Below are 13,553 nucleotides of genomic sequence, written 5' to 3' on the forward strand. Positions count from 1 at the left end.
CAACGGGCTTTTTTGTCTGTTCAGCTTTTGGAAGATTACTCGAACATGGGAAGTAAACAGCGCATGCGCAGCATGCATCATCACCATGTGATAAGTCGATAATTGCATCCTGCCTAACCGACACTCCAGCTATCCTTGGTGGCCGTAGGATGAAATGCTTGCGCTTATAAAGCGAAGCTTTATAGAAGAGTTGAACGCGAAGAACTTCGATAACTGCTCCTGCGTTACTCTAATTGCCGCCATCCACGCCGGCATGTTCGCTGGATATTTGCTGACAAGACTTTGGTTTATTAAATAGTAATGAAGAAGCCACCTTATTAAAGATCTTTGCGTTTGGGGGAGAATAAAATATTTTACTAACGGCTAGAATGAACCAGTATTCAGATCAGATGCTTTTCACATAGGCTGCTCATGATTACCTACTCCCAAGGTCAAATCGCCAGCGAAGTAGGCTCTCCAGCTTCACAAACAATTCAAAGCTCTTGAATGCTTTTCATTCATAGCAGGGCTTACAGCCTCAATGTGTTCGCTGCACGAACCTGAGGCGATTATATGCAACTGCATAGTCGACACTTCTCACATCCACCTGGGTCATTGGGCATTTCTAGAAGCCTGACTTATCTCGAAATCTATCTAATAAACCCCTAGACCTAGTATTAGTTTCTGTTTGGTTCCTCTAAGAATTACTTTTACAATTTACTGCTAATTATCAATTATTTCTGAATGAATAGTTTAGTTGAAAACATAACAAAGCATCACTTTAAGTAGGCTTATACGCATCACCAGGTGATGTATTTACTAGAGCAAACCACATACTTCGCTGAAACTTAATTATGGGTGTCTTGAGTTTTGTATTTGATCAGTCTCATATATTCACGGTTTTGCTAGAACTATTTCAGTTTGTTTGATCCTTTTACACCGTTATATCGTAACTAAATTCAAATGCACTTAATTTGCTTGAAAAAGCCGCAGTTAGTAGGTTTTACCGAAAAAGTGCTTTACCTTTTCGGTCTGTTTAAGCATAATGCACTTCGTCAACAGGGGTATAGTTCCAATTGGTAGAACAGCGGTCTCCAAAACCGATGGTTGCGAGTTCGAGTCTTGCTACCCCTGCCAAATTTAGAAGGCCTAGCAGAAATGCTAGGCCTTTGTCTTTTCTAGCATTTATTTTCTTATTTTAGTCTAATCGCAGTATGCTTCTTCATGCCTAAATAAGTCCAAAATTCAAATCGGTGACCACTAGGCTTTACTAGATGGATCTCTCATTATGATGGCAATCATATGAAACAGATTGTTAATTTGCACTTAAAACTAGCATTATTATTTTGCTTTAATTCATACCTTTTCAGACAGTAGAATTGTGAATAGGGCTTTACTATTTAATGGTAATAAGATTTGAGGTAGAAATTGCCTTACTTGATGTTAATAGATTTAAGACGAGTTGCTGAATTACTGAATTGTTGGTGTGAGGCTTGGTTTTTGTTACCTTAAAGAAGAGTTTGTTTGGATATGCACCCAGTTACTATCAAGGCAAATATCTAAATAAGAAAGCATTATTTTTTACCTACCTTCAAAAGGATTTGAAATGAGACTAGTACTCTCTCTGTTAATTATGTTTATTCCATTTATCTCGTTTTTAGTCAACGCTGAAACGAAATCAATAGTTTGTAATGGCTGTTCCTCCGAAGAAATGCAAATACAGGCCGAGCGTAGCTCGAACCGTTATAAGCAATCCCATGTGGTCGTGCTTGATTTTGTGGATGAAACAGCAAGAAAATACAGCTTAGTTCCAAGTGACGGTCGCTTTGGTAAACCAATTATGACTTCAAATGAGTCTTATATCACTTCAGGGGAACAGCATGATATTGATTTGATATTTAGCTACAGAAAAGAATTAATAAGAGTAATTAAGCTTGCTGAGGCCAAAAGTCAGATAAGTTTTCCTGTTTTCTCACCACAACAACATTCAACTACTAGCTCTAATAGTACAGAATTGCTTTATGCTGGTGAAGTTAAAGCTAAAGGAAGTCCATACGATTTTATGACTGCCAGCTATTATCAAAATGGAATTTATGATTTTTACTTTGAAGGACCAGATGCTCAGTTATCCCATATAATTTCTGATACTCTGGATAAAGTAAACATTCCTGATATGAAGGAAATGGGAGCCTATTTACGAATTATTTTTGTTTCTAATTCGGATGGAACCGGCCCAAATGGCTTCTTATCTGTCACATTTGATGTAGTAACTCAGACGTTTGATGTAATTGGCGGTAGAGATGGTGATAAGAATACAGTGCCTTTATCTTCTAGTGACGTCTTAGGTAAAGATTTCCAATTTACCTCAGGTGAGGATAAAGCTAAGTTTGAAAAATACTCTTCAACTTTAGTTGGCGGATCAACTAGTGGTAGTGGCGGCTGCACTTTGCAGGTTGTTGCTTCCAAGCAGGTTGGTGACAGATATATTTATACATATACCTGTGAATAAGCGTTAGTATCGGGGCTCGCAGTAATTCATGTTTTAATTAACATGAATTACTTTTTTAGCCTTCATTTGAGCCTATTTTGTATATTTAGAACCCAGAATGCTTAGCTTCAAACTTGGCTTTCCTGTTATAAAGTAGTTTATCTATGGTAGCTAGAGAGGCTGCGTACCTATGGTACGCTGTAATCTTGCTCGATTACCAATGCTACGACTTCCTACTTGAATTAAGCAGTGTAACTTCTACTTGTTCGTTTAGTCACTTTACACCTCAATAACTAGATTCTATTCCATTATTAAAGTGTTCTGTTTTATAAAATCATAGCAATCTTCTTAAACCCCATAGATGGATCGTATCTCTCCATTTTCGACTGTTAAATATTAGTTTAAAAGCATCGGATAACTGGTATTTTGTTCATTTCTCTTTCATTATAGTTTTTGAGTAATCACCAAGGTTAGAGTTATTGGTTTTGTTACTAAATCATTAGGGAAAATAGGCATGCGCGCTCGTTTATTATTAAATGGTAAAAAAGCCTCTCAAGAAGATATACGTGAAGCTGTTTATAAATTAAGAGCGGAAGGATACGAGCTTGAAGTCCGTCCGACCTGGGAAGCAGGAGATTTTGAGCGCTTAGTATTAGACGCTGCGCAGCAGAAGGTAACGCGTATTATTGCCGGTGGTGGCGATGGTACGGTTAATGAAATAGTAGATACGTTTTTAAGACATAATATTACCTCAATTGAGTTAGCCGTTTTACCTTTGGGGACAGCCAATGACTTTGCGTCTGCTTGTGAAATTCCTACTAATGATGCTTATCAAGCCTTGAGCCTTGCTGTAACTGGGCATAGTTATCTAGTCGATGCGGCAAGCGTTAATGAAAGGTATTTCATCAATATTGCCACAGCTGGTTTTGGTGCGCAGGTTACTGCTAATACTCCAGTCGCCTTGAAAAACTTCTTAGGTGGCGGCGCGTATACCTTATCTGGCTTAGTTCAAGCTCTCAATTTTCTACCTTTCCAAGGTACTGTTAAACTTGATGGTAAAACTCGAGAAAGTAATGTGGTTGTTGGTGCTATATGTAATGGTCGAATGGCAGGTGGCGGACAGTTATTAGCACCAGAGGCTTATATAGATGATGGTTTACTTGACGCTGTTTCACTTGAGTCTTTTATGCCTTCAGATATGGCAACGGTGATTGAAGAACTGCAGCAGAAAAACATTTCGTCTGGCAACTTTGTCTACCGTGAGCAAGTAAAACAAGTCGAGTGGATCTCTGAGTCGATAATGCCAGTCAACTTAGATGGTGAGCCAATAACGAGTACCCAGATAACGATATCTGTTTTACCTCAGGCAGTCGCATTGGTATTACCGGATCGATGTCCTGTTTTGAAAAATGCCATAAGAGCCACAATTTTGTAGGTTGGGGCTTAATCTCTAAATCGTTTATATTCGTTGCCTGTTAGGCTAGTCACTATTGTTTTAGGTGACGTTTCGTTTATGGCTGTGCTCACCACAATTATGTCCTCCTAAGAGTGCGAGTAACAGTTGTTTTTTGTGTTTATTATTAGTAATAAACACTCATTAAGTCGTTTTTATTGAGAGTAACAAATATGTCTAAAAGTTTTGAAATGACGGGTATCATTCATAGCATGGGTGACACCATGACGTTTGGAAATAATGGTTTCACCAAGCGCGAGTTTGTGATTAAGGCTACTGGACCTGATGAGAATACTAGTTACCCTAATTATATCGCATTGGAATTAATTAAAGATAAATGCAGTTTACTTGACCAATACCGTGTCGGTGATGAAGTGCAGGTTACTTTCAATATCAGCGGCCGTCTTTGGCAAGCACAAGATAAACCTGAGCGCTGCTTTACTAGTTTACAAGTTTGGAAAATGGCCAGTGCCCAGCAGTCTGACAATCAGCAGAACGAACATGTGCAACCAGATATGCCTGCCACGCCACCTAAAGCACAGACTTCCCAGCCAACCCAAAAGCCAGTTGTTGATGTGTGGGATGATGATATCCCGTTCTAGATCATGCTAGATTTAAAGGTGTAAATATAAGCACCAATTAATGGCTACCTCACGGGTATGTTATTCAAGGAATAGATGATGCTGACAACCTTAAAACAGTTTATGAACCACTCAGCCCGCTCGCGGCAGATTCTAACTGTACTGGTAAAATATGGGTTAGCAAATTGGATTAAGAATACTGACCCTGAGTTTATCAAGAGTGTATTTGTTGATGATTCTGGTCAGCAACTAGCTTCATTGTCGTTGGCCATTCGCTTACGTTTAGCATTTTCAGAACTGGGTACTGCTTTTATTAAACTTGGGCAAATACTCAGTACCCGTGCCGACCTTGTTGGTCAAGAAATAGCAGATGAGCTGGCAAAGCTTCAGGCTGATACGCCCGCTGATACTCAAGCGCAAGTTATCTCGACCATCGAAGCGGAGTTTGGTCAGCCATTTGACGCACTCTTTTCTGAGTTTGATTTCATCCCTTTAGCGTCGGCCTCAGTGGGGCAGGTGCATCGCGCTGTAACACTTGATGGCTTAGATGTGGTTGTAAAGGTGCAACATAGCGGCATTGAGCGAAAGATAACCGCTGATGTGGAAATCTTAAAAATGTTGGCCACTTTGGTAGAGCAATACCATAAAGACTTAAAGCTATACCAACCCTCGAAGCTGATAGTTGAATTCACCAAGTCATTGATGAATGAGCTTGATTACGTTAAAGAAGCACGCAGTATGCAGCGTGCGAGTGTGTATTTTGCCTCTAATACCCAAGTGCATATTCCTGAGGTTTATCGTGATCTTTCTGGTAAGCATGTATTAGTGATGGAGCGCCTTAAAGGCACGCATATTGCTGATATAGAGCAGTTAACCGCCAATAATATTGACACTCAGCAGATTGCAGAGCTTGGTATTAAAGTTTACTTAGACATGATTTTTGATCTTGGCTTTTTCCATGCAGACCCTCATCCTGGCAATATCTGGATTTTAGAGTCTAAGCAACTCGGTATTTTAGACTGGGGAATGACAGCTAAGCTCACTCAGGCTATACAATTGCGTTTCCAACATTTGCTTATGGCACTGGCTGAGAAAGATGCAGCAGAATTAACCTACCAAATTATTCAGCTATGCCAAACACCTGCCCATCTTGATAAGACACTGCTTGAGCAGGATGTGACTGACTTTGTGCAAGATTACTTGGACATTGATATTAACGAAATGGTGTTAGTGGATGTACTCAATGAGTTTATTCGTATTATTCACCACCATAAATTGTTAATCCCTACTGAAGTCTCCATGTTGCTTAGGGTGCTGATCATGCTAGAAGGGACCTCTAAGCAGCTCGACAACCAGATTAGTGTGATTGATGCAATCCAACCTTATGCGATGAAAATGAAGCTTGCTCAGCTTTCTCCGCAGCAAGTGTTTAAACAAGCCGTTGCATCCTCTACCCGTTGGCAGCGTGTGGTCAATCAACTGCCAGATCAAATTGAACAAGTGACGGATCAAATCACCAATGGCCAGTTTGACATCAATCTTAATCATCGTCATTTAGACAGTATTATTAATCGCCTAGTGTACGGTGTGTTAGGCGGCGCGGTGTTTGTCGGCGGTTGTATGATACTCAGCAGTGGTGTGCCGCCCTTGTATCATGGAGTGTCTATTATTGGGTTGGGGATTACAGGTTTAGGGAGCTTTTTAGTGGGGCGGTTATTATTCGCTATTAATCGCTCAGGTAACCTGTCTAACAAAGATTAACTCGTTTAACTGCAATAGCCTTAGTTGCAATCAATGCAAGGGATATCCTGCCAGCGTGTGGTGTATTGTGGTGTGAGTAGCTCGCGGCGCATATGCCATTTGGGGTTAATTCCTTGAGCGGCAACAAACAAGGTACCTGAGCCATATATGGCATTGATATTGTCTAAGGTCGGCATTAATTGTGTATTTTTGACTGGTTCAAACAAGTCTTGTTGTCGATAGCTTTCACTACTGAGATTAACGAGTCCAATCCCAATTTTGTAATAGCGTACACCCTCAGCAAACCTGGCATTAGCGACTTGATGTGTGACTTGGATAAGGTCAAATGTGTCGTTTGTGCCATAAGCGAAATGATGCGTATATTTAAACCCTGTTGGGCGTTCATCGTAAGGTGAGTTATGTGCAAAAATAAGCATGCTATGGCATAGAGAGCCTTGTTTTCTTGCCTTGGCAGCGGCAATGCTCGCGTGTTTACTCAGAGCTTGGCATAACTGCGCTAATGTGGTGATACGTTGACCAACACTACGAGTTGAAAAGATTTGCTTTTTGTCTGCACGAGCTTCATCCCAACCTTTACATTCTTCGCCATTAAGCTCTCTTACGGTACGTTCAAGCTCGATGTTAAATTGCCTCTTAGCTAACTCCGGTTTCATACAAGCCAAAGCATAGGCATTATTAATATTCATCTGTGCGAGCCGTTTGCCTATGCGACTGCCGACACCCCAAACATCTGTGGTATGCATGTGTTTGAGTATGTCGATGCGTTGTTGCGTGTTATTAATGGTGCATACACCGCCATAGCCCTCGAGGTGTTTTGCTGCGTGGTTGGCCACCTTTGACAGTGTGAGAGTGTTGCCGATGCCGACACATACGGGTAATCGAGTTTCTTTCCAGACTGCCTTTCTGATTTTCTGAGCGTGTTGTTCTAAACAGGGTATGGCTTTTGCGCAGTGCTTAAATGACAAAAATGACTCATCGATAGAGTAAATATGTTGTTCAGGTGCAAAGCGGCCAATCACTTCCATCATGGCTGATGATAATGAACCATACAGCTCATAATTTGAGGACAGGGCAATCACCCCTTTTTGTTGGCACAGCGATTTCACTTCGAAATAAGGTTTAAACTTAACAATTCCTGCGAGTTTGGCCTGTTTGTTTGCCGCCACAATACAACCATCATTGTTACTCAGTACTATGATAGGGCGATTGCGCCATTCAGGGCGAAACACTTGTTCGGCGCTACAATAAAATGCATTAGCATCAACCAGGGCGTACATTGGCGGCTCTCTCTAATACAGGGCTTTTGCGGTGACAACGAATAGAACGCACCACCACGCCTTCCACACTGAATGTGTCATGCTCAGTAATCGCTGTACTCATGTGATTTTCATTGGCAGATAGCAATTGCCGGTTAACTTTGTCGATAATTTTGCAGACAAAAGTGCCGTTATAGTTAGCAACAATCACATCTAAATTTCGCATATCAACATGTCTATCAACAATTAGTATGTCGCCATCATAAATACCGACTCCTTGCATTGAATCGCCCATTGCCTGACCGATAAAAGTGGCACTTGGGTGCTCAATGAGTAATTCATCAAGGCTCAGTGGCAGTTGTTTGTAATCAGCCGCTGGTGATTCAAAACCGGTGATCCCAGCGCTGGCTAAAATTGGAATGATGTTCATATAAAAATTATACACTGTATATTCATACAGTGCACGTATCAAAAGTATACGGTTTATTTTGGAGAAGAGCGCAAGTGAAAGTATGTGGCTTTAACATTGGCTTGAAAGGCTTGATGTAGCTGGAGTTACGTCATTAGCAAACCCAACAAAAAAGGCCCTCTTTCGAGGGCCAAACTGATAAGGTAGATATTAAACTAAATTACTTAGTTAACTTTCTACGTCCTCCTGCTAGTAAACCTAGTAGCGTTAATGCCAGGAAGCCTAAGCTACCACCGCTAGAGTCTGATTCTGGCTCAGGCTCTGGATCAGGAGTAGCTGGGACAACAGGCTCAACACCGTCAGAGTTTACGGTTAGCATGAAGCTAGTGCTGGCTTGGTCTGATGGGTAAGCCATATCGTGAACTGTGACAGTCACTTCGGTCATACCGTGCCAATCAGCATCAGGTGTGATAGTGAATGAGTCACCTTCAACCGTCGCAGTGATGTTTTCACCGCTCACCTGAATGCCGTTTGTGGTACCTTTCACATCATGGTAGGTCACAGTAATGGCACTTGAAGTGGTGTTTTCTTCGATTGTCATATCGGCAATATCGATCACACTGATATTCGAGTTAGTCGCAACAGTGTATGTTTCAGTAACAAGCTCTGAGTCAGCGTACTGCGTTTCGACTGTGATAGTGTTGTCACTGCCAATAGCATGACCAGAAACACGCGCAGAGAAGTTTAACGTTACTGCAGTTTGCTCTGGGCCGCGGTAATCAGCGCAGATAACCATGCCTTCAGCGATTTTTTGATCAACATCGTTGTAGGCGAAGCCATCGTTGTACCAACCGTTTGCTGGACCAAATGTGCCACGCTCACCCCAATAGCCGTGCAGGCCAATCGTACCGAAGTGAGGATTGCTAGTGGTTAACTCTTTATAAGCAAACATCACTTCAGGAGTGTTAGCTTCAAAGCTAATATCAGTCGCAATCACAGTTTGTAGGTTAAAGTTTGAGCTTAGATCTGGGTTGGTATTACCAACAAAGAAGTTAAACCACTCTTCACCACCAACCCACTGGAATACATAGTGATCGCCAGTGACGATAGCGTACACATCATCAACATATTGCGCACTACTCCAGTCAAAACTTGTCTCAGGCATCATCACATCACCACGCCAAAGCGGAGCAACCATGGTGTCAGGGAAGTTTTGGAACACTTCATTAAATGGAATGTGGTTATTCCAGAACTCATTTAATGGGTCAAACTGCACATAACCAAATGGTGAAATAGCAAGTGTATCTTGACCATACATTTCCGGGTTACCGTATAACGGTGCATGCGGAAGTCCATTGCTGCTTAATGGGATACGTAAAACCTGGTTAGAGTAGCCAGACATCCCCATAGGCGCATAGCCGTGAGAGGGTAGGTCAACATAAGTGCCATCACCATAAGGCAATTTACACATCTCATCTTCAAGGCTTGTAGTAAATACATAGTGGCGCTTAGTATCAGCTGATGAAGGCTGAGTCGCGCTAATATTAATTGTATTACCTTCTACCATTAGGTTATCACTGTAGTTACCTACACCACCGACAGAAATAGAATCTTCCAGCAGTTGAAGGTGCTCAGGTATCATAGTCTTAAAGGTAAAGTCGCGTTCACCTCCAAGTAAGTTAGGGGCTAATTCAATACTGAAGTCAACAATATCACCCGCTTTAGCAGCAGTTTGGCTTGCTGATATGTGTGTATCGGAACCAAGGTGTTGCAGTTTCACAGCAAATTCACCAAGGTTACCTTGGTTGTAATCATCAGTCCCTAAACCAACAACACCATAATAGACATCACCTTCTACAGCGCCAGGTAAATCATAGTTCAGCTGCAGTTGATATGGCTCAGTACCATTAGTCGATGCTGGACCTTCAACGGTTAGGTTAGCTGAATCTGTATCACCCACCATAGCTAAGCTTAAGACAAATTCGTCAGCTGCATTAGATGGGTCTTCATATTCCCATTTCCAGTTGGCTGCAATTGCCCAGTACTTACCCGGTGTTGGGTTGTTGATGGCACAATAGTCACCACTGTCAGTGAAAGAGAAACAAATCGCTTCATCCAACCATTGCACTTCACCATCTTCATTGACATCCATACCCAAATCAATGGCTGAGTAGGCTTGTTTGTCAACAGATAATACTTCCCATACTAAGCGTTTTGTGCCTTCAGGTACGTCAAAGAACGTCACTTTAGCGCCGCCATCGGCTTCAATCTCTTCAACAGTATAACCTTCTGAATATAAACGCTTATCTTGATTAGCACGTTTTAAATTAAAGGTGAACTGTTGGGCTTTAGTTAAGCCATACACTGAAGGATTAAGCGACTGAATTTCTTCAGTTTCCAACATTGGTGTTAGCGTATGACCTGTTTCACGATGTATTTGCCCAGCGACAGACACAGGTAACTTGTCAGCAGTGTAACGAACCGCTACAGGCATATGCTGAGATGGCATGCTTGTATCTTCTGGTGACAAGGTTACTGAACCCATCAATTGGATTTGTGAAGAATCCGCGCCGATAGCTTCAACATCTAGGATAGTGGCAGAAAGCATAATCGCTTGTGTTTCACCCGCTTTTAGGGTGAAGGTTTTCGGATGCGCTTCCAAGGTGAGCATTTGCGCACCGTCCATTTCTTGTGGCGTTGCATCAACCGTCCAAGTACCATCTTGGGTTGCTGTAACCGTTCTCATCCAAGTACAGCTTGTTTTACAGCTGTCATTGTAGAAGTAAGGTAGGTTTAACGTATGAATATTACCGCCATTTTTAGGGTTAGCTGCACGGTAGTTATCGGCTGTTTCATCAAGTAGTAATCCGGCATTGTTAGCACGAGATACGTTGATGACACCACTACCTGCATCGCTGAAGCCAGCCGCTACCGCATCCCATGGATAATCATCACGATTACGAGTGACACCGTCTAATGATGCTGTAGTCATTAATGCTGATTGAATTTGCGCTGGCGTCCAATCAGGGTGAGATTGGCTAAGCAGTGCCATTGCACCAGCAACATGTGGCGAAGCCATTGAAGTACCGCTAATCGCAGCGTAATCAGCTGGGGTGCCAATGGCATTAAATGGCATATCATCTGCGTAAGCTGCATAAACATCAACACCAGGGGCAGCAAGGCTTGGTGTCATGACATCCGGTACTTCCAAGTTTGGACCGCGAGATGAGAAGTCTGCAACATAATCAGCTGTGCCTTGGTTTGCAACCACAGTTGATGCCGTGATGGTAGCGCGATGATCACTACCACTACTTAACCATTGGTTAAGTCCGTACCAGTTATTCTCAGCTCCACCCCAGAAAGATGAATAGGTGATATTAATGCCAGGAATAGAATAAGGATCATTAACAGCTGGATCACTATAACCAGGGTTCCATAGAATAAGTGCACCAGCACCACCTGCTTCAATGTTAGTTGCTTTTTCAACGCGAGGGATATCACCTCGTTTACAGACCACAATAGGCGCGACATCAAACGGAATACCGTTAGGGTCGACACTGAAGAAGTCAGCTGGGAATGGATCATTACACATTTCATATTCATAGCCGTAAGATGCTGCGCTGACAACTGGACCTGTGTATTCACCAGTAATACCGCCACCTTGCAATTCAGGTAGAGGTTGATCACCACCAGATGAGTTGGTTAGCATTTTGCCTTCAACTTCAATGGTTCTTCCGTGAGTGGTAGCGGCAACTGACGTTAACCAAGGCGATAAATGATCAATAGCACCTCGCGCTTGTGAAGCGTAATTAGGATCATACGCATTACCGGCTGAAGCCGCGACAGAAATGCCCGCCTCACGTGCCGCTAGGAAACCTAATTCCATTGGGTCATCCCAAGGGAAACTACCGAAAGTTGTACCAATAGAGTAGTTAATCACATCGACGCCATCAGCAATGGCATCTTCAATACCAGCAAGTAGCGCAGAGCCTGGACAACCTGCAAAATCAGCACTTAATGAGCCATCACCAGGGAAACAGACTTGATATGAAATAATGTTCGCACGTGGTGCAACACCAGAGATTTTAGGGAACACGAGATCTGTGGCAATACCGTCGCTCGTTTCAGCCACTTCAGCAACTACATAAGGCACATCAAAAAGCTCATTACCAGCAGCGGTAGAAGCAGTATGTGAACCATGACCATTATAGTCTTCACCATTTTGTGGGCGTAATGGTTCACCATAAGGTTGGCCTTTATTAAAGGCCCAATCTTTATAGGAGTCAGTGATCGCAGCATATGAACGAATACCGATAAGCTTGTCGTTACACATATCAGCGAACTCTTCCATCTCACAGTCACCAATGTAACCGTCATAGCGAGCAGGCATAGTATGTTCATAACCGTCGCCAGCTACTGCAGCAAATGATGGATGATCAGAATTAATACCGGTGTCGAGTACACCGACAACAATCCCTTCACCTTTGAAATTATCGCTAGCCTGAGTTCCGCTCCATAGGCCATCAGCGCCAATATGAATTGGGCCAGTGTCTGAATGTAACTCGTAGTTCTTTTCTAATGTTACATTACGAATACCGGGTAGTTCAGATACTCTGGCTGCCTGATCTTGCGTCATACGCATAGCCATACCATTAAAGGCAAGCGCATATTGTTCAGTAACTTGTGCTGAAGAACCTGCCACACTTGAGATATCTGCAAGTGCTTGGTTTTGTTTCTCTGCCAAGTAATTCGTGTACTGTCTAACAGCTTGGCTATTAACGTCTAACTTATTGTAACCTCGTGGGTTCAACATAGTCGGTACCGTTGATAGCTTAGGTGACGTAGCCGCTAGATCTTGGATGCCACCTGTATAAAGTGACACTGGCTTATCATTTAACTCAATGATGTAAGTTTGTTCACCTTGCAAGCCTTGTTGGTGTTGAAAGGGGACCTTGTAATTGGTGTTGGTTGTAATTGCACGGTGATTGTTTTTACCCTGAACAGTCGAGCCATTGATTGAGCGACCAGCTCTATCTTTGCCACTGTTGAGTTGTTCATTATATTTGATGATAGCATCGGTTATTTCGATACTTCGCGCACCTTCTAAGGTACCTGACCCTGAAGATGCGGCAGCGCCAGCACCTGCGGCGTACAATGCCGCCATGGTCATCAAGCTTATTTTATTTAATTTCATATTTATTCCTGCTTCCTTGATGGTTTTTATTGTTTTTTGCTACAAACCATTAACAATCCTGCAGGTCTTGGTGGATGGTCGCTAATGCGTATTGTGTATATTTGTATTCATGGTATGCATATCGGTTAACATTCGTATCCAGTTGTTACTCTGGCGCTATTGTATTTTCAGAAAAGCTCATTTGTTTATAAGGTGTTGTTTTGTATTTGGTTTTTATTTGGTGTTAGGAGGTGATTGATTATTGGGCAATGGGTTGCATATACAATTATGGTTAATGATTTGTAGCCACTTTGCATCCATAAATGTTGTGCAGGATACAATTTGTTACGCGATTGTTAATCAAAGCTTGGTTAAGATGACTCTATAGCAGAACGTCGTACAAATAGGGTGTTTCTGAATGGTTATGCGTGAACTGTGCGTAACTTAAAATGG

General features: G+C 42.2%; 7 protein-coding genes and 1 tRNA gene. 5 read left to right on the forward strand and 3 right to left on the reverse strand.

The genetic code is table 11. The annotated features are described in order from the left end of the window. Positions 1–1,039 precede the first annotated feature (1,039 nt). The 5 genes from ACHUGF_RS13040 (at position 1,040) to ACHUGF_RS13060 (ending at position 6,262) form a co-directional block, all read left to right on the forward strand. Positions 1,040–1,116, forward strand: a tRNA-Trp gene (locus tag ACHUGF_RS13040). Between the two features lie 469 nt (positions 1,117–1,585). Further along, complete coding sequence (locus ACHUGF_RS13045) at positions 1,586–2,488, forward strand: hypothetical protein (protein ID WP_394131806.1); 903 nt, start codon at positions 1,586–1,588, stop codon at positions 2,486–2,488. 493 nt (positions 2,489–2,981) lie between these two features. Beyond that, on the forward strand, positions 2,982–3,902 hold the full coding sequence (gene yegS, locus ACHUGF_RS13050; protein WP_394131807.1) for a lipid kinase YegS: 921 nt from the start codon (positions 2,982–2,984) through the stop codon (positions 3,900–3,902). Between the two features lie 191 nt (positions 3,903–4,093). Beyond that, the gene (locus ACHUGF_RS13055) at positions 4,094–4,522 is read left to right on the forward strand and encodes a DUF3127 domain-containing protein (RefSeq protein ID WP_394131809.1); all 429 of its coding nucleotides are present in this window, start codon (positions 4,094–4,096) and stop codon (positions 4,520–4,522) included. A gap of 75 nt (positions 4,523–4,597) precedes the next feature. Continuing rightward, positions 4,598–6,262 (forward strand): ABC1 kinase family protein, encoded by a 1,665-nt coding sequence (locus ACHUGF_RS13060; RefSeq protein WP_394131810.1) that lies wholly within the window; start codon positions 4,598–4,600, stop codon positions 6,260–6,262. A gap of 20 nt (positions 6,263–6,282) precedes the next feature. Here ACHUGF_RS13060 and ACHUGF_RS13065 read toward each other — a convergent pair whose 3' ends face one another. The 3 genes from ACHUGF_RS13065 to ACHUGF_RS13075 form a co-directional block, all read right to left on the reverse strand. Then, positions 6,283–7,539 carry a Y-family DNA polymerase gene (locus ACHUGF_RS13065; protein ID WP_394131811.1) on the reverse strand — a complete coding sequence of 419 codons (1,257 nt, stop codon included), beginning with the start codon at positions 7,537–7,539 and terminating at the stop codon, positions 6,283–6,285. Further along, the gene (locus ACHUGF_RS13070; protein ID WP_394131985.1) at positions 7,523–7,948 is read right to left on the reverse strand and encodes a LexA family protein; all 426 of its coding nucleotides are present in this window, start codon (positions 7,946–7,948) and stop codon (positions 7,523–7,525) included. The genes ACHUGF_RS13065 and ACHUGF_RS13070 overlap by 17 nt, the downstream gene beginning before the upstream one ends. 199 nt (positions 7,949–8,147) lie before the next feature. After that, a complete protein-coding gene (locus ACHUGF_RS13075) occupies positions 8,148–13,121 on the reverse strand; it encodes a S8 family serine peptidase (RefSeq protein WP_394131813.1) in 4,974 nt (1,657 codons plus the stop codon). Between the last annotated feature and the right edge of the window lie 432 nt (positions 13,122–13,553).

It is taken from the genome of Shewanella maritima, from assembly GCF_043643735.1.
In the GTDB taxonomy this organism is placed as follows: Bacteria; Pseudomonadota; Gammaproteobacteria; order Enterobacterales; family Shewanellaceae; genus Shewanella; species Shewanella maritima_A.